We start from the raw sequence: 18440 nt of genomic DNA on the forward strand, positions 1-18440 counted from the left end.
TCCTGAAGGTTGGAGGAAGACGATCAGATCCGGTCTTCACCGGATTTGCTGAAGAGATTGGCACGGGCCGGTTCGAAACCGACCTGAAGGGTGTCACCGGGCGCGACATTGGCCTGCCCGTCCAGGCGCACCCAGACAGAGCGGTCTGAAAGAGCCACCTGAGCCAGGGTGTCGGAGCCGAGCGGGTCGACCAGAACAACTTTGCCGGACAGGCGGACCGGGGCGGTGTCCGCCTCTGCGCTGGTCACCATGTGTTCCGGCCGGATGCCGAGCCAGGCGTCTCCCGGCAGGGCTTTGCCGGTCTTGAAGGCATAACCGGTCAGGGCGAAGTCATGCGGTCCGCTCAGAAAGCGCGGTGCGTCTCCGCCGGTCACCGTGCCGTCGAAGAAATTCATGGTCGGGGACCCTATGAATTCGGCAACATATTTGCTGGCCGGGTGGTTGTAGATCTCTTTCGGGGGGGCGAGCTGCAGAATCTGGCCGCCGCGCATGATGGCGATCCGGTCGGCCAGGGTCATCGCTTCGACCTGATCATGGGTGACGTAGATCATGGTGTTGCTCAGCTTCTGGTGCAGCTGCTTGATCTCGACCCTCAGATCCGCCCGCAGTTTGGCGTCCAGATTGGACAGCGGCTCATCAAAGAGAAAGACATCGGCATCGCGCACAAGGGCCCGGCCGATGGCGGCCCTCTGGCGCTGTCCTCCGGACAGGGCCGCAGGCTTGCGGTTCAGGAGCGGTTCGATCTGCAGAATTTTGGCCGCACGCGCCACCCGCTCCTTGATCTCCGATTTGGGCAGACCGGCATTTTTCAGGCCGAAACTCAGGTTCCCTGCCACAGTCATTTGCGGATAAAGGGCATAGCTTTGAAAGACCATGCCGATACCGCGCTTGGCCGGCTCCTCCCAGGAGACATTGCGGCCGCCGATGAAGATCTGGCCGTCGGTGATGTCCAGAAGTCCGGCAATGCAGTTCAGCAAAGTGGACTTGCCGCAGCCGGAGGAGCCGAGCAGGACCAGGAACTCTCCCTGGTGCACATCCAGACTGAGATCCTTGAGCACCTCCAGGGCACCGAAACTCAGGCACAGGTTGTTGATCGAGATGCTGGGTGTCAGAGCCTGCCCGGCTGCGCTCGTGTTCACCGGCTCTTCGGTGTCTTGAGTGGCGGGAACAGATGCGGTTGTCGGTTGCATGGGGCTCAGCCTTTCACAGCGCCTGCGGCGATGCCGCGCACAAAGAGTTTACCGGAGACGAAATAGACCAGCAGCGGGACAAGGCCGGTCAGGATCGTTGCGGCCATGTTGACGTTGTATTCCTTCACGCCCTGGACCGAGTTGACGATGTTGTTGAGCTGCACAGTCATCGGGTAGGTGTCCGGTTTGGTGTAGACGACACCAAAGAGGAAGTCGTTCCAGATCCCGGTGATCTGCAAGATGACCGCCACCACGAAGATGGGCAGGCTCATGGGCAGCATGATGCGGAAATAAATGCCCCAGAACCCGGCCCCGTCGACCCGGGCCGCCTTGAACAGTTCCTCGGGAACTGAAACAAAATAGTTGCGGAACAGCAGCGTCAGGATCGGCATGCCGAAGATCGTGTGCACGATCACCAGTCCGCTCAGCGAGCCATAGACGCCGATCTCCCGGAGCACGATCACGATCGGGTAGATCATCACCTGATAAGGAATGAAACTCCCGAAGATGAGAATGGTGAAGAACACTTCCGATCCGCGGAAGCGCCAGTTGGCCAGCGCATAGCCGTTGACCGAGGCAATGGCGATGGACATCAGCACGGAGGGAATGGTGATCTGGACCGAGTTCCAGAACCCCCGGCTGAGGCCGTCGCAATTGAGCCCTGTGCAGGCCTCCGCCCAGGCTTTGACCCAGGGTTCGAAGGTGATTTCGACCGGCGGGGCGAAAATGTTGCCAAGGCGGATTTCCGGCATGCCCTTCAATGAGGTCACAACCATCACGTAAAGCGGCAGCAGATAGTAGAGGCTGATCACGATCAGTGTGCCGTAGAGCATGATGTTGCGGCGGGACAGAACGGGTTTTGGCCGCTGCCCGCGCGGACCTTGCACATAGATCGTGGACGCTCCGGGTTCGGTCGTGGTCTTAAGCACGGCGCTTCCCTCCGAATTCCAGATAGGCCCAGGGAATGACGATGATGGCGACCGTCAGCAGCATGATGCTGGAGGCGGCAAAACCCTGGCCGAGATTTTGCGACTGGAACATGTAGTCATAGACATATTTGGCGGGCACTTCCGAGGCGATGCCCGGCCCGCCGCCCGTCTGGGCCACCACCAGATCATAGACCCGCACAATGCCGGAAGTGATGATGACGATGGTGGTGATGAAGACCGGCCGCATCATCGGAATGACAATGAAAAGATAGGTCTTCCACATGGGAATGCCGTCGACCCGGGCCGCCTTCCAGATGTCCTCGTCAATGCCGCGCAGCCCCGCCAGCATCAGGCACATGACCAAGCCCGTGCCCTGCCATAGGCCGGCAATCAGAACCCCGTAAATGACAATGTCGGCATTGTAGAGCGGGTCGAAACTGAAGCTTTCCCAACCAAGGCCCCGCACAACGTTCTGGATGCCGAGATCCGGATTGAGCAGCCATTGCCAGACCAGCCCTGTGACAATGAAGGACAGGGCAAAGGGGTAGAGCATGATTGTTCTGAACGTGTCCTCGAACCGGATCTTCTGGTCCAGAAGGGCGGCCAGAAGAAAGCCGATCACCAGGGAGAAGATCAGGGACAGGCTGCCATAGATGAGAAGGTTTTCGATGGACACCAGCCAGCGGCGGGCGCCCCAAAGCCGTTCATACTGGTCGAAGCCGACGAACTTGGCCTTTGGCAGCAGCTTTGAATTGGTAAACGAATAAAAGATCGTCCAGGCCGTACACCCGACAAAGATCACCAGTGCGGTCAGCACCATGGGGATTGAGGCGATCTTGGCATTCAGGTTCCGGAACGGCTGAAACGGGCGGTTTGCGGTCGCCATCTGCTACGTCCTGAAGAAGGGAGAGAAAAACCGCAGAGCCCTCCGGGCCCTGCGGAGTTGGGCGGAATGGGCTCAATCCGCCTGAGCGATGATATCCACGAACCGGGCCTGGGCGTCCTGCGGCGTGATGCTCTCGTCATTGAAGAACTCAACGAAAAGATCATTCAGCTGCGTGTTCGTGTCTTCGGTGTTGAGCTGGTTGACGTCTGGCAGCGTGTTGCCGGAGGCCAGGATGTCCAGTCCCTTCTTCATGCAGTCATTGGCCGTATCCAGATCGACGTCACCGCGCACCGGCAGGGAGCCTTTCTTCAGGTTGAAGGCGACCTGGACCTCAGGGGACATCATCAAGGCTGCCAGCTGGTCCTGGGCCTCTTTGACCTCCGGATCGTCAATCACCGGGAAATAGAAGGCATCACCACCGGTGGAAATCACCTCATGGACCCCAAGGCCCGGCAGGCAGGTATAGTCTTTTCCGGCGACCTTTCCGGCGATCTGGAATTCACCCTGGGCCCAGTCCCCCATGATCTGACCGGCTGCCTTGCCGGTGATGACCAGATTGGTGGCCTGGTTCCAGTCCTGCACCTTGGAGCCCTGGCGCATGCGGCGGGCATCTTCGGCGGCCTTGAACACCCGGGCAATTTCCGGGCCTGCGGCGACTTCCGTATCCTTGTTGCCATAGACCTGAACCAGCGTCTCCGGGCCGGCAAGGGTGGCTATCAGAACGTTGAAGAGGCCGGAATTCTGCCAGGGCTGCTGACCGAGGGCGAGCGGGATGATCCCGGCGTCTTCCAGCTTGGGCGCGGCAGCGGCGAATTCATCCCAGTTTTTCGGCACAGGCAGACCGGCCTTTTCGAAGGCTTCGTTGGAAAGCCACAGCCACTGCCAGGAATGGATGTTGATCGGAACGCAGTAAATCCGCCCGTCCTTGGTGCAGCTGTCCAGGAGAGAAGGCGGGTTAACCACATCCTTCCAGCCTTCGGCTTCGGCAAGCTCGGTCAGATCGCGCAGCAGGCCGGCTTCAATCAGTTCTTCGGTCTGGCGGCCGTGGTTGAACTGCGTTGCTCCCATTGGGTCTCCGCCAATGATGCGGCTGACCATGACCGGACGCGCGGTGCCTCCGCCGCCTGCAATGGCGCCGTCCACCCATTTGTTGCCGGTTTTGTTGAAGGCCTTGGCGAATTCAGCCACAGCGGCCGCTTCGCCGCCGGAGGTCCACCAGTGGGTCACTTCAAGATCCGTCGCCTGGGCCGCTCCGGCCAGGCAAAAGGTTGTTGTTGCGACAAGAGCCGCGCGTAAAGCTTTCATGTTTTCCTCCCATCGAACTTTGGCTGTTCGAAATCTCCTCCCGGCGGAACAGAAGCCGGATTTTGTAATCGATTACATTTTGTTGTATGTATCATGTAATCGATTACATTCATCATCATTTGCCCGAAACGTCTTTCTGTCAACCCGGAATGTGAGACAGGGGCATCGCAAGCACCGGAGATGGGGTTGGTTCAGAAAAACGCACGCATACGCGATGTTGCCGCAGCGGCCGGAGTGTCGACCGCGACCGTCAGCCGCGCACTCAGCAATCCGGAATTGCTCAGCGAAGGCACCCGCACAACCGTGTTTGAAGCGATCCGGGCCACCGGCTACCGGGTTAACAAGGCGGCACGCACGCTCAGAACCCGCCGGGCTGGCGCCGTTCTGGTTCTGGTACCCAATCTCGGTAATCCGTTCTTTTCCAGAATTCTGGCGGGGATCAGTGCGGATCTGGGGGAGCATGACATATCGGTTCTGATCGCAGACACAAAGGACGGTGCGGCCTCCGGGACCTCTCTGGAGGATTATTTCCAAGATGCCCGGATTGACGGAGTGATCTGCCTGGACGGAGCGCTGCCTGAGGAGGAGCTTCTGCGGTGCCGGGACCATGGGGTTGATGGCAGGATTGTCTTTGCCTGTGAGTGGCCTCAGGGCTTGCTGATGCCGTCCGTGCGCAGCGACAATCGGGAAGGAGCGCGCCTGGCGGTCCGGCATCTCTATGATCTGGGCCACCGCGAGATCGCGCATGTGACCGGGCCGAAAGACAATGTCCTAACCCATGCGCGCCGCAAGGGCATGCTGGAAGAGCGGGCCCGTCTGGGCCTGCCCTTTCGGCAGGACTGGATCCTGCGCGGTGACTTCTCCCTGGCCTCTGGCCGACAGGCGGCAGAGGCCATCTTGCGCATGGAGCACCGTCCGACCGCCGTCTTTTGCGCGTCGGACCAGGTGGCCTTTGGTCTGATCTCGGGCTTGAACGCGCAGGGTCTTCAGGTGCCGCAGGATATCTCGGTTATCGGGTTCGATGACATCGAGCTGTCGGAATATTTCGGACCACCTTTGACCACGATCCGGCAGGACCGGCACGGGCTGGGGGCGGGGGCGGCCCGTCTGCTTCTGGAGCGTATCAGCCAGCCACATGCAGGCGGGCCGGAGCCGGAAGGCCCGATGATAATAGGGGTTGAACTGGTGGTTCGCGAAAGCACGGCAAGGCTTTCGTCATGACCAGATCATTTCTCCCGCGCAGAGAATTCTGGATTGTCCAATGATTTCTCACAACGCAGGGAGAAGAGAACGGAAAAATCTGTTTAAAATATGTTTAATCTCAAATTTAACCAGCGTGGAAGAGGGTCGAGGCAATGAAAAATCGGGAAACTATTTGCCAGTCTCATGAAAATTTCACAGTCCAGAGTTGCGTCGAGGTTGTAAATGGTTTGGTATTTATTATCATTCTGGCCGCATACAGCAGCGTTATAGTGAAAAATGTCGGTAATTTAGCCCTTAATTAACTTAGGTCCGCCAGTATGTTCAGTAAAATATACAGGGATTGTCAAAAATGCGGATGTTAAGCCTGAAGAGGGCGCTGTTTCTCTGCGTCATAGCGCTGCTTTCAGAAAAAACGCATGCAGGGCCGGTTCTGAACGTTGTCGGAACAGGTGATGGTCTGGAGATGCTTCAGGAGATCGGTGAAGGTTTCAAGGCAGCCCATCCTGGCATCGGTATCAAGATTCCTCCCAGTATTGGCTCTGGGGGCGGGATTGCCGCCGTCAGTTCCGGCACGGAGCGTATGGGCCGGGTCGCACGGCCGCTGAAGGACAGCGAAGTCGAGTTCGGTCTCAATTATGTGCCGGTCGCAAAGATCCCGAGCGCTGTTTTTGCACATCCCTCGACGGGGGTCACAGAAGTGTCGAGCGCAGATCTCGCGAAGCTATATGCGGGTGAGATCCAGAACTGGTCCGAACTGGGAGGGGCGGACTTGCGTGTCAAGATCGTGCGCAGGGAAGATGCGGACAGCACCCTGCAGGTTCTCAGGGCCACCATGCCCGGCTGGACAGATCTGAAAATCTCGCCCCGCTCGAAAACGGCTGTGACAACCCAGGAGGCCATTTCCACGGCCCGGGACGTGGAAGGAGCAATTGCGTTCGGACCCTATTCACGTCCGTTGGAGGAAGGGCTGTCCGTGCTCAAGATCGATGGTCACCATCCGACCGATGCGGCCTATCCGAGTACCGTCACCCTGGCCCTGATCTACAAGCAAGGCACCATGGATGACACCATGCAGGCCTTTATCGACTTCATCCGTTCCGGAAAAGCGAAAGAACTGATCCGGGATTTTGGCGGCGTTCCCGCCGCGCCCTGACCTTTGCAGTTCTGATGATCCGTCACGCGTCTCTTCTTTGGCACTTTACCTACGGCGCCGTCTTCACAGCGCTCTGCGCCTTTGCGGGGCTGATCGGACTGGTGGCCTATCAGCTGGAAGACAGCATGCAGCGCCAGCAGACGGAGCTGCTAAGACTATCCCATACCCGTCTGTTGGAGACGCTGACGGCGGATGTGAAACTGGCCGGAAAGCGCCTGGACTTCCTGTTCGAGGACCGGCTGCGCCGCCTCAGCGCCATTGGCGCGGATCCGGATACGGTCCGGGCCATCGAATCGCGGAACAATGTGGCCATGTCCGAATTGCTCGGGCCCCTGGCCGCGCTGGACGATATTGACGGCATCGTTGTTCTGGATGAGGCGGGCCGGATCATCGGCGCGTCGTCTTATGAGACAGACATGGTGGCCCTGGGCGCGAAACTCACCAAACTGGACTTTTATGAGGACATCACCAGATCGCTTGAGGAAAGCCTGCCCGGAACGGAGCTGAGCTATAGCGCGGTCCTGCCGGTTTCCGAAAGTCAGGTGTTTGTTCCGGGCCGGAACGAAAACACCGTTTCGGAAGTTATGTTCGTGCCTGTCTTTGACGATTTCGGCTATGTGATCGGTGGCTTGCTGGCGCAGCGCTGGCTGCGGGAGAACGAGCCCCTGCTGGCGGATCTGACCAGCATCAACGCCTTTGGTCTGGTGATTGTTCACGAGGGCCGGATCATTTCAAGAGCCGGGTTCAATGGGAGTCTGGCCGATCTGAAAGTGTCTCCCGAGACACCCAATATCACGCTGAATGGCAGACATGTCATCAAATGCGGTATGCCGGTGCCACCGATCGAGATCTGCGCCCTTCTGCCCATCGGGAAGCTGACGGAAACCCAGAGCGAGCTGACCAGGATCGGGGCGGAAGAAGAGGCAAAGCTTTTGCAGAAGCTGCTGCTGTTCGGCTGTCTGGCCCTGATTGCCTTTGCGGCGATGGCTTATCTCCTGTCCCGCCGGATCACCTCGCCCCTGACCAAGATCACCCGGGTCCTGTCCGGGATTGTGGATGGTGACTTTGAGAACCGGGTGGCAGGTACGGAACGCCTTGATGAAGTCGGGGATATCGCCCGTTCTGTGGTCTCCCTGCAGCAGTCGGTGCGTGAGCGCGATGCGCTGCGGGCAAGGGTGCATGAGAAGAACACGATCCTGAAATCCCAGGAAACCAAGCTGCGGAAACAGAATGTCCTGTTTGATGCAGCCTTGAACAACATGTCCCACGGTCTGTGCATGTTTGACGCCAAGGGCAAACTGATCGTCTCCAACCAGCGCTACACGTCTCTGTTTGATCTGGCCCCCGAAACGGTCCTGCCGGGCATGACGGCCGCCGATCTTGCCGCGATCTTGAAAGTGGAGCCTATTGAGGCAGACGCGCCGGTTTCCGTGGATGGACGCCTTCCCGGTGCGCGCGCGGGATCGGTCCCGCACAGCACGGAAATGGTCAAGTTGCGCTCCGGCCGGATCATACTGACCACCCGCCAGCCCCTGTCCGACGGAGGCTGGGTTGAAATTTCAGAAGATATCACTGAGCGCCAGGAGGCCCGGGATAGGCTGGCGTTCCTGGCCCGGCACGATATCTTGACCCAACTGCCCAACCGGATCGAATTTCGCGACCAGCTGGACGCGCTGCTGAAGCGGCAGGAGTCCTTCGGGGGCGAGTTCGCGATCCTTTGCCTGGATCTGGATGAGTTTAAGACGGTCAACGATTCCCTTGGCCATCCGATCGGAGATGAGTTGCTGCGCCAGGTTGCCGAACGCCTGAAGAGACTGGTCAGCGAACGGGAGCTTGTGGTGCGGCTCGGCGGTGATGAATTTGCCATCCTCACCAGTCTGCCCGTGGACCTATACACCGTGGATGAACTGGCCCAGTCGGTCATCTGGGACCTGTCGAAACCATTCCGTATCGCCGACCACGAGATCGTCATCGGCGCGAGCATCGGCATTGCCGTATCGAAGGGCGACGGGGTTGCGGGAGACGACCTGTTCAAACAGGCTGATCTGGCACTCTACCGGGCCAAGGAAGATGGGCGCAACACCCACCGCTTCTTCAAGGCGGACATGGGCACGGCCGTCAATCAGCGGCGCGAGCTGATCACCGACCTGCGCGGGGCGATCGCCAATGAGGAGTTTGAGCTGTATTTCCAGCCGCAATATGCGCTGAAAACCAGTACGGTAACCGGGTTTGAGGCGCTGTTGCGCTGGAATCACCCAACACGCGGCAAGGTGCCGCCGATGGAGTTCATTCCGCTTGCCGAGGATACCGGCCTGATCGTGCAGCTTGGCGAATGGGTGCTGAACGAGGCCTGCCGGCTTGCGGCCAGCTGGCCCGGGCATTTGCGGGTGGCCGTTAACCTGTCGCCGCGCCAGTTGCGCGGCCATGCGTTCGGGCCGGTTCTGATCGGGGCCTTGACCAAGTCCTGCCTAAAAGCGGAGCGGCTGGAACTGGAAGTGACCGAAAGTGTCCTTTTGATCGATTCAGAGGAAATTCTGGATGCGCTGCACCATGCCAAGGCGCTTGGAGTGAAAGTGTCGATGGACGACTTCGGGACGGGCTATTCGTCTCTCAGCTATCTGCGCAAATTCCCTTTCGACAAGATCAAGATCGACCAGTCTTTCGTGCGTTCCATGGCCTATTCGGACGAATCCGTCTCCATCGTGAAGGCGGTGATCGACCTGGCCAAGAACCTGGACATGACCACGACTGCCGAGGGCGTGGAAACCGAGCTTCTTCTGGAGATGCTCAAGGATATCGGCTGCACCGATGCGCAGGGTTATTTCCTGGGCCGTCCCATGCCCGTCTGCGAAATGGATGAGTTGCTGTTTGAATGCAGGCGGCCCCTGACTGTGGCTGCCCAATAAGGAGCCGGCCGGTCCCGGTGGACGTCACAGGTGACTTCGCCTGCCCTTGAGGGAGCGCGGACGCACTTGGGCGCAACTGCCCCTATAGCTTGCAGTTTGTTTGAGTGCAGTCCGCATTCGATCGATTGGCCGCTCGCTGTCTGAAGAAAAAGATTTCGATGCAAAAGCCAAAACGCTTCTGCCCTATAGGAAAGCGGGGCGCTCTAATTGACAGGCGCGCCTGAGAACGGGGTTCTGGCCTTGCGCAGCAAGTGGGTGGCAAGGCTGCGCAGCCCGGAGCTTTCCTCCGCCACATAAAACGGATCGGCATAGAAAACGGCCCCGGCGTGGCGGGCGGCGTCGCGCGTGGTCTCCACATGGGACGGCGACCCTGCCGAATAGACAACATGGTCAGGTGTCAGTGCGCCCAGAAGTTCATAAGGCCGGGCGGTCATGACCGTTTCGTTGTCGCCATCGCCCGCGGTCAGGGTCACATCGACACCGCGGTTGCGCAGCCAGCGGATGGCATCGCGCATATAAAGGCCGTCTCGTGCTCGGGCGCCGACGATCATCCGGATGTCCCGCTCCGGCTGGCCCATCACGGCGGCAACAGCGATGGCCCAGATCGGAGCAAAGCCGGTGCCGGTTGAGGTCAGGACCAGAGGTTCCGACTGGCGGCGCAGGAAGCCGTTGCCAAAGGGTCCGCGCAGTTTGACGCTGTGGCCCTTGCCGATCTCCGTTCCCAGCCGGGAGGAGACGACGCTGCCGGGATAGACTTTGATGTGAAACGCGACCACATCCTGCTCCGCATCCAGATTGAGAGGGGTGGTCGGGCTGTAGTCCCTTGAAGGAAAGCCGGAGAATGTGGTGCGCAGATATTGCCCCGGCAGCCACGGCACCGGTTTGTCGACCTGGACCCTGACTTCCAGATAGCCCTCCTTGATGGTCCGGATGCTGTCCACCGTTCCCTTGACGGTTTTGACAATCGGCACCGGATCGTAGGAAATCTCCGCATCCCCCTCCAGCACCGCAAGGCATCCCAGGACGGTGCTCTTCTCCTCGGTTCCAAGGGCGTCCACCTTGCCATTCAGAACGCGCACACGGCAGGTCTCGCATTGGCCCGAACAGCAGTCATGGGGCAGGACCAGCCGGCCTCCCAGCCCTGCATCGATCAGCGTGTTGCCGACATTGGCCTTTATTTTCTTTCCGTTGATGGTGACGGTGCAGGTGCTTTTTGACATGAAGAGGGTCCGTGCTGGGCGTTGCGGCATCAGTTGAAGGTCAGGCGGAGCGGCCGGGAATGCCGCGTGTGGCGGGTCTGGTTGTGGTCAAAGACGGACAGCCAGACATAAAGCCCGTCCGCCATGGCCAGATCCTGGACGTGGCCGGTGTCCATGGCCCGGATCACCTCCAGGGTCCAGTAGCCGTCCTGCCATCTGGCGCCGCCGGTCAGGTCGGCCCGGCTGCCGGTATAGTCTCCGGTAATCAGGACGCCGGGAATGATCGTGCCAACGGGAATTTCGGCATCTTTTTCCGGTGAATAGGGAACACTCTCCGCGTCGAACATCCACCATTGCGAGCCTGCATCGTCACTGGCTTCCAGATCCAGATCGATCTTGCCCATCAGGGCCGCAGTCTTGCGGTAGTCGGCCGGCAGGCGGCGCACGTCAACGGCATGCTTGTAGTCCGAGCCGCTGCGCTTCTTGTAGTTATAGACATAGAAGGAGGTGCCCTTGTCGGCGCCATAGCCGGCGCTGTATCGCTTCTGCCCGGCCAAATGGGCCTCGTCCGGCTCTTTCGGCGTGCCGAACCACATGTCGTCGACCCGGCCCAGCATGCCCCCGCGCGAGGCTTTCCATTGCCACACGTCCAGAAGGCTGCCATCGGTCGTGTAATGCAGGCCACGCCCGTGAAAGGCCGACGGTTTTCCTGCCAGCGGTTTGGGGCCCATATGGGTTGAGCCGCCACCGCCAAACGTATCCGTTTTCGAAAAGGCGATGGAGAACTTGTCCTCATAGTAGGCGGTTTCATCGGACATATCCGCTCGGTTGTTGAGCATTTTCCAGCCGTCTCCGGTCTTGATCAGGGGGTGGCGTTTCAAGGAGCGGTTCGCGTCCTGCCAGCGGAAGGCGAAGGCAATCTTGTCGCCGACCTGGACGGCTCTGGCTTCGACCTTGGAGGTCCCGATGCCATCCAGATTGGAGCCCTGGTGGGTCCTTAAGGACACCGGACGGGCATCCCGCCAGGCCGGGTCATCCAGGATCCCGTCCAGCTTGGGCAGGGCCTCGGCCTGAGCGACCACCAGATTTCCGCGCGTGGCAAAATCCAGCGACACGGCTGCGGCAATCACGACCGCGCCGATGGCCGCCGATTTCAGCAGCGGATAGCGGCTCATTCCGGGGAACTGGCGAAGGCTTTGCGGCCGGAACAGGCGCACAAGCTGGGCAAGGCCACCGTACAAATAATGCAGCCCCACATGGGCCACCATGTAGCCCATCACCATAAGGGCAGAGACATAATGCACGGTCACCCAGCCCCCTCCATGGCCGAGATAGAGAAGAACGCCAGTGGCGGTCAGGGTGAGAATGGCGGCAAACATCAGCCAGTAGGCAATCACATTGACTGCGGCAAGGCGCAGTTTGGTGCTGGCCGGAAGGGACAGCACCACGATTTTTTTCAACGATATCCGCCGCTTCAGCCGGGCGGCGGACATGTAGAGAGCATAGGAAAAGATCAGAGCAAGCACGAAGACGGCGGACACATAGTGCCAGGTCCAGATTTCCCCTTGGGGAAGTATCGGCTCGAACAGTTTTGAGAACCACGCGCCTTCCGCGTCCGAAGACAGGCGGAGGCCGGTTACGAGGCTGGTGACAATGGCGGCCACAAGGGTCCAGTGCAGCACAATTGTGCCGACATCGCTGCGCACCACGGCTTGCGGAGCGTTCGGGCTCCGGGACGCCCGGCCGGAATGCCCTGCGGCCGTGTCTGCAGAAACTCTCCTAGCGGAGCTTTGTGCGTCCGTTAGGTTAAGGTTGCGCTCGTTTACGTGATCCGACAAAGGCCTCTCCCGACATCGTCTTGGCACCGCATCTCAGGATTGTGTTTCGATTCGTCAGTCAATGACTAATCGAACACTATTCTCTTGATGTCTAAGAAGCTGATTTCAACAGAAAAGGAAAGGATAAAACCGCTATTCTGAAATTTACGGAAGCAAAAAAGCGAAGCAATGCATGCATTATCTGCAAAATAGTGCAAAAAGAGAAGCGTTCATAACTGTTAATTGTGATGCGGGTTGCAGTTTTGACTTGCAGATATGCTGATTGGTTTACTGAATATAATCAAAGGTAATTTCCTAATTTTCGCAGAGGTGAAAATCGCAAGGGGACAATTTCGAAGGAAAGGGCTGCGGCCTCCAGTGCGTGCCGGTCGCCGAGAAGCAAAATGCCGCGATTCAGCTTGCTGCAGGGACCGCAATGTGTGGGATTGAAGATGTTTGCTGAGTTTCTGCGGCCGCAGGAATGACAAGCAGATGAGACTGCCGCAAGTGGATCCTTCTGCTGCTGTCCTCTCGCTGCTGTGCCGCATTGCGCCGGGTCTTGGAAAGAGACGCAGCCACTTCCCAAAGTTTCATTCCCGGATTGATCGGTTCCTATCTAGTGAGGTTGGTATAACCTCGCCTCAGCATTTGCCCTTGCGTCGTGTTGTTCGAGACAAGCCTCTGGCCTTCCTCAGAATGATTGGTCCGGCAATGATCCAGGTCATACTGGCGTAATCTATTCTCGCTTACGCTCACTCCGGTTTCTTTAAGAGTAATCCGGAGAGGCTTGAAACGGGTTGTTGTGGTGTCAATTGCACGTCTAGAATGAGTTTTGCGATTGCAGGGCCGTGTTTTATCCGATGGGCCGGATCAGGCTCTTGAAAAAAGCAGTGCATTCCCAGGGGGCCGTCATGCTCGTCTCGCATACCCGAATTGTCGACATTGTCGGAGATATCATCCGCATTCAGGTGTCTGCTTCAAACGCGGACTCTGAAGGCCGCCCCTGTCTGGGTGATCTGGCCGTGGTGGACGCCGGCAATGGCGCGGCGTCCCTCGCCCAGGTCATCAATATTGATGCGGAAATGGTGTCGCTCCAGGTGAATTCGGGCACCAAGGGGCTGGCCAACAACGCCTCTGTGCGGTTTCTCGGCGAAGCGGCCAAGGTGACCTATTCCGGTAATATCCTTGGACGGGTGTTTGATGGTGCGGGCCATCCCATTGATCAGGGGCCGGACCTGTCCAGCGATCCGGCGGTGCCCATCGGCGGACCGTCGGCAAACCCGATGAAACGGGTTCTGGCCTCCAGGATGATCCGCACGGATGTGCCGATGATCGATATTTTCAATTGCCTCGTCGAAAGCCAGAAGATCCCGATCTTCTCGGTCTCCGGAGAGCCCTACAACCCTTTTCTGGCCCGGATCGGCATTCAGGCGGATGCGGATATCGTGGTGTTTGGCGGTCTCGGCCTGATCTTTGACGACTATGCGTTCTTCCGGAAACAGTTCGAGGACGCAGGAGTCTTTCCGCGCACGGTCATGTTTATCAATCAGGCGTCCGATCCGGTGGTGGAGCGGCTGCAGGTGCCGGACATGGCGCTGGCGGTTGCTGAAAAATTTGCCGTGGAAGAAGGCAAGCGCGTGTTGGTCCTCCTGACCGACATGACCGCCTTTGCCGATGCCATGAAAGAGGTTTCCATCGCCATGGAGCGGGTGCCGGCCAATCGCGGTTATCCGGGGGATCTCTATTCCCAGCTGGCGCGGCGCTATGAAAAGGCCTGTGACTTCAAAGGGTCCGGCTCCGTCACCATACTTACGGTCACGACCATGCCGGGGAACGATGTAACGCACCCTGTGCCGGACAATACCGGCTACATCACCGAGGGGCAGTTCTATCTGCACAGCGGGGTGATCGACCCGTTCGGGTCCTTGTCGCGGCTGAAACAGCATGTGATCGGCAAGGTCACCCGGGAGGATCATAATCAGATCATGAACACCATGATCCGGTTCTATTCCGGCGCACGCGATGCGGAACAGAAGCAGTCCATGGCGTTTGAACTGTCAGGTTATGACCGGCAGTTGCTTAAATTTGGCGCGTTATTCCGAGAGCGGTTCATGGATATTGATGTCTCCAGGCCGCTGGAAGAGGCGCTGGACCTGTGCTGGCAGACGCTGGCGGAGTGTTTCGAGCCGGATCAGCTCGTGATGAAACAGGGCCTCATCGACAAGTATTTTCCGAAGGCGGCCCCGGCCACCGGCAGCACAGATGGTGAGGCTGCGGCCTGATGGCGAAGCTCGCGCTCAACAAGTCATCCCTGGCTCGGGAAAACACACAACTGGCCGAGTACCGCCGGTTTCTGCCGTCTCTTGAGCTCAAGCGGCTGCAGATCATGGCCGAGCGTGCCAAGGCGCGGCAGGTTTTGGCCCGGCTGGAACAGGACTGTGAACAACGCTTCAAGGATGTCGCGGCAGACCTGCCCATGCTTGCCAACACGCAGGTTCCCCTGGAAGGCCTGGTGACATTGAAAGCCGTCCGGCGCGGCGAGCAGAACCTGTCGGGCACGGTTCTGCCGGTGCTGGACAGTATTGAGGTGGAAACAAAGCCCTATTCCCTTCTGGCGCGCCCGCACTGGGTCGATCCCTATGTGTCGGCCATGCGTGATTTGCTCAAGCTCACTCTGGAACGGGATGTGGCCCGGGAGCGGATTGCCCGGCTGGTGGAGGCCGAAGCGGTGATCTCGCGCAGGGTCAATCTGTTTGAAAAGGTGCTGATCCCGAAGGCGGAGCAAAATATCAAGAAAATCCGCATGGCACTGGCTGATGCGGAGCGGGATGCGGTGGTGCGCGCGAAAATATCCAAACGCAAGACAGCGGCCCGCAGCGCAGGCGTCAGGATGGCGCAGCTATGACCATTGTTCCGCTCGTCAAGGTCAGTCTGATCGGCATTCTGGAAGACAAGGACAAGGTGCTGGAAGCCGCTCAGGTGTTTGGCTCCCTGCATCTGATCCCGCTCGGTTCCGCGCAAAAGGAACTGGAAGCGGTTCCGGCCGGTCTCGGCCGGGAGGCGGTTGAGGCTTTGCGCTGGTTGATCGACGGCCCCGTGCAGCGCCACCCCCAGACCCTGGCAGAAGGCTTCGATCTGGAACATGTGGTGACGGCAGCCCTGGAAAACCGCAAGGCCTTGCAAGCCTGTCAGGACCGGTTGGCCCAACTGGCGCGCAGGATCAAGGATGTGGAGCCCTGGGGGGAATTCAGTTTCTCGGATCTTGCGGAAATCGGTGACAACAGGCTCTGGTTCTATGTGGTGCCCACCGGCACGCTCAAACATGTGGATCCGGCGGGTAAGGTCATGGAGATCGTCCACCGGGACAGGTTCCGTGCCTATATTGTTCTGCTTGCGCCGGAGGAGCCGCCTCAGAGCGCCATGCCTGTGCCCAGGGTCCATATCGGCGCCCAGTCCCTTTCCCAGTTGAAAAACGCCCGTGAGCAGGCACTGGTGGAACTGGAAGAGCTGGACCTGGAGCGGCAGTCTCTGACCAAGTGGCGCTATTTGCTGGCGCAGAACCTGGCTGCCGCCCGTGACCGGGCAGCCCGGCAGCGGGCGGCGCTGGAAACCGCCGATACCGCCCGTGTCTTTGTGCTTCAGGCCTGGGCCCGGCAGGATCAGGAAACTCGCATTCAGGACCTTGCCGCCGGGCTTGGTGTGGCCGCCGTCTTTGACAAGGTTTCGCGGGACGACCGCCCGCCAACCCTGCTGGAAAATCCGGCGGCCCTGGAGGGCGGCGAGGATCTGGTGGAATTCTACCAGACCCCCGGTTACCGGGACTGGGATCCGTCGGCAATTGTCTATGTGTCCTTCATCATCTTCTTCGGCATGATCATGACGGATGCAGGGTATGGCCTGCTGCTTCTGTCCCTGCTGGTCCTGCTCCGCAAGCGCTTTTCCGGTTCTGCCCAGGCACGGCGGCTCTGGCGCATGTCGGTCTGGCTGATGGTTTCCACAACAGTCTTCGGGGTCGCAACGGGCAGTTATTTCGGGGTGGCGCCACCAGAGGGCGGTTTTCTGGCCCATCTGAAAGTGCTTCATCTGAAGGATGTGGACACGATGATGAAAATCACGCTGACCATCGGCGTCGTTCATATCGTTTTGGCCAATATCATGCGCGCGCTCCACGAGACCGGCCTGAGCGGCCGGTTGCAGCCCGCAGGCTGGTGTCTGGTGGCTCTCGGCGGTTTGGCCACCTTTCTGGGGCAGGGCACGGCACTGGCTGCGGCCGGACCGGCAGCGGTCGTCGGCGGTCTGTTGCTGGTCGGGATCTTTGGTAGCGACCGGAAGGTCACCTCCCTGAAGGCCGGCGGCCTCAGGGTCTTTGACGGGCTGGCGGCGCTGGCGCGGGTGGTCAATGTCTTCTCCGATGTGCTGAGTTACATGCGTCTGTTCGCGCTTGGCCTTGCGGCGGCGTCCCTGGCGGAAACGATCAATTCGCTCTCCGGGCAGCTCAATCAGGCGGTTCCGGGCATTGGTCTTCTGATTGCGCTCGCGGTTCTGGTGCTCGGCCATGCCATCAATATCGGTCTTGGGCTGATTGCCGGCTGCGTCCATGGCCTGCGCCTGAATGTCATTGAATTTTTCAATTGGGGTCTGAAAGACGAGGGCATGCCCTTCCGTCCGTTCAAGAAAGAGGAGACACGCCTGTGAACGAATTCGTTGTGGCTCTCGGCTGGTTTGGGTTATTTGCCCCCGTGGCCCTTGGTGCCATTGGCAGCGCCTGGGGCTGTGCGCTGGGCGGCAGTGCCGCCATCGGCGCCATGCTGGACAGTGAGGGCGGCTATGGCCGCTTTATCGGTGTCTCGCTGATGCCGTCCTCCCAGGTTATTTACGGCATCGTCATCATGTTCTCGCTGCAGCAGTCAAGTGTTGATGCGGCCAATGGCGCAGCCCTGTTTGGCATCGGTGTCCTGTCCGGAGTGACCATGCTGTTCACCGGCATCCGTCAGGGCGAGGTCCTGGCCTCGGCGATCCATGCCTCCAAGGCCAAGCCGGAGATTTTTGGCATTTCACTGGCCCCGGCTGCCGTGCTGGAGGGCTTTTCCGTATTCGCGCTGGTCTTTGCGCTGGTGCTGGCCGGATCGATCCCGAACTAGGAGGCGCGCATGTCCAAACATGACGGCACGACGGATCTGGAAAATGCGGCCGGGGCCGGGGTCCAGGCGCTGATTGACCGCCTGAAACAGGAAGGTGTGACAGCGGGTGAAAGCGAACGGGACGAGATCCTGGCCAGGGCAAAGGCTCAGGCCGGGGAGATCGTTGCGGAGGCCCGCCGGAAGGCGGATGATTTGGTGAACAGCGCTCGCAGTGAAGCGGCCCGGGAAAAGGCGGCAACGGAAGACGGGCTCAAGGTTGCCGCACGCGATCTGGTGCTCAGCCTGCGCAATGAACTGGGCGAGCGCATCCAGCAGGAGGCCGCCCGTCTGGTCGGCACCACCCTGGGCGATGAGGCGTTTTTGCAAAAGCTCATTCTGGCCATGGCTGCGACGGCCCGTGACAATGCCTCCGTGAATGACAGCGAACCGATGGTGATCGTGCTGCCGGAAAAGATCGTGACCTTCGAGGAGCTGAAACAGTCTCCTGAGGCGGTTGAGCCGGGCACATTGACCCATTTTGTCATCGCCCTCGCGGGAGATGCCTTGCGGGAGGGGGTGACTTTCTCCACCGCGCCGGGTTTTGACGGCATCAAGGTGAAACTGACCGAGCGGGATGTTTCTATCGACCTGACCGAAGAGGCAATTGCCACCTTGCTCAAACGGCATTTGCAGCCGCGCCTGCGGGCGGTGATGGAAGGGGTGCTCCGCTAA

General features: G+C 59.5%; 14 protein-coding genes. 8 read left to right on the forward strand and 6 right to left on the reverse strand.

The genetic code is table 11. From position 1 onward, the window contains the following. Positions 1 to 23: 23 nt before the first annotated feature. From ACXAIC_RS17090 to ACXAIC_RS17105, 4 genes are all read right to left on the reverse strand, one after another. Positions 24 to 1112, reverse strand: coding sequence for an ABC transporter ATP-binding protein (locus ACXAIC_RS17090; RefSeq protein WP_475182780.1), 1089 nt, complete (start codon positions 1110 to 1112; stop codon positions 24 to 26). A gap of 83 nt (positions 1113 to 1195) precedes the next feature. Then, positions 1196 to 2023 carry a carbohydrate ABC transporter permease gene (locus tag ACXAIC_RS17095; protein ID WP_475182784.1) on the reverse strand — a complete coding sequence of 276 codons (828 nt, stop codon included), beginning with the start codon at positions 2021 to 2023 and terminating at the stop codon, positions 1196 to 1198. A gap of 88 nt (positions 2024 to 2111) precedes the next feature. Next, positions 2112 to 3005 (reverse strand): carbohydrate ABC transporter permease, encoded by an 894-nt coding sequence (locus tag ACXAIC_RS17100; protein ID WP_475182584.1) that lies wholly within the window; start codon positions 3003 to 3005, stop codon positions 2112 to 2114. Positions 3006 to 3077: 72 nt separating this feature from the next. Beyond that, a complete protein-coding gene (locus ACXAIC_RS17105; protein ID WP_475182588.1) occupies positions 3078 to 4310 on the reverse strand; it encodes an ABC transporter substrate-binding protein in 1233 nt (410 codons plus the stop codon). 186 nt (positions 4311 to 4496) lie between these two features. Here ACXAIC_RS17105 and ACXAIC_RS17110 point away from each other — a divergent pair, with 186 nt between their 5' ends. The 3 genes from ACXAIC_RS17110 (at position 4497) to ACXAIC_RS17120 (ending at position 9572) form a co-directional block, all read left to right on the forward strand. Next, the gene (locus ACXAIC_RS17110) at positions 4497 to 5531 is read left to right on the forward strand and encodes a LacI family DNA-binding transcriptional regulator (RefSeq protein ID WP_475182590.1); all 1035 of its coding nucleotides are present in this window, start codon (positions 4497 to 4499) and stop codon (positions 5529 to 5531) included. 331 nt (positions 5532 to 5862) lie between these two features. After that, the gene (locus ACXAIC_RS17115) at positions 5863 to 6666 is read left to right on the forward strand and encodes a PstS family phosphate ABC transporter substrate-binding protein (RefSeq protein ID WP_475182594.1); all 804 of its coding nucleotides are present in this window, start codon (positions 5863 to 5865) and stop codon (positions 6664 to 6666) included. A gap of 14 nt (positions 6667 to 6680) precedes the next feature. Continuing rightward, on the forward strand, positions 6681 to 9572 hold the full coding sequence (locus tag ACXAIC_RS17120; protein ID WP_475182598.1) for a bifunctional diguanylate cyclase/phosphodiesterase: 2892 nt from the start codon (positions 6681 to 6683) through the stop codon (positions 9570 to 9572). A 203-nt stretch (positions 9573 to 9775) separates the two neighbouring features. Here ACXAIC_RS17120 and ACXAIC_RS17125 read toward each other — a convergent pair whose 3' ends face one another. Both ACXAIC_RS17125 and ACXAIC_RS17130 read right to left on the reverse strand, forming a co-directional pair. Continuing rightward, positions 9776 to 10792 carry a 2Fe-2S iron-sulfur cluster-binding protein gene (locus tag ACXAIC_RS17125; protein ID WP_475182601.1) on the reverse strand — a complete coding sequence of 339 codons (1017 nt, stop codon included), beginning with the start codon at positions 10790 to 10792 and terminating at the stop codon, positions 9776 to 9778. A 29-nt stretch (positions 10793 to 10821) separates the two neighbouring features. Further along, positions 10822 to 12609, reverse strand: a complete 1788-nt coding sequence (locus ACXAIC_RS17130; RefSeq protein ID WP_475182606.1) for an ethylbenzene dehydrogenase-related protein — start codon at positions 12607 to 12609, stop codon at positions 10822 to 10824. Between the two features lie 890 nt (positions 12610 to 13499). On the opposite strand from ACXAIC_RS17130, the gene ACXAIC_RS17135 reads away from it, so the two are divergent. The 5 genes from ACXAIC_RS17135 to ACXAIC_RS17155 are packed head-to-tail and all read left to right on the forward strand — an operon-like array spanning position 13500 to position 18440. Continuing rightward, on the forward strand, positions 13500 to 14870 hold the full coding sequence (locus ACXAIC_RS17135) for a V-type ATP synthase subunit B (protein WP_475182609.1): 1371 nt from the start codon (positions 13500 to 13502) through the stop codon (positions 14868 to 14870). After that, complete coding sequence (locus ACXAIC_RS17140; RefSeq protein WP_475182613.1) at positions 14870 to 15493, forward strand: V-type ATP synthase subunit D; 624 nt, start codon at positions 14870 to 14872, stop codon at positions 15491 to 15493. Before ACXAIC_RS17135 ends, ACXAIC_RS17140 begins: the two co-directional genes overlap by 1 nt. Next, positions 15490 to 17283 (forward strand): V-type ATP synthase subunit I, encoded by a 1794-nt coding sequence (locus ACXAIC_RS17145; protein ID WP_475182616.1) that lies wholly within the window; start codon positions 15490 to 15492, stop codon positions 17281 to 17283. Before ACXAIC_RS17140 ends, ACXAIC_RS17145 begins: the two co-directional genes overlap by 4 nt. After that, entirely contained in the window at positions 17280 to 17729 is a 450-nt protein-coding gene (locus ACXAIC_RS17150; protein WP_475182620.1) for an ATP synthase subunit C, read from the forward strand. Before ACXAIC_RS17145 ends, ACXAIC_RS17150 begins: the two co-directional genes overlap by 4 nt. Before the next feature lie 9 nt (positions 17730 to 17738). After that, entirely contained in the window at positions 17739 to 18440 is a 702-nt protein-coding gene (locus tag ACXAIC_RS17155; protein WP_475182623.1) for a hypothetical protein, read from the forward strand.

Source organism: Roseibium sp. AWQ4_254 (assembly GCF_056161025.1).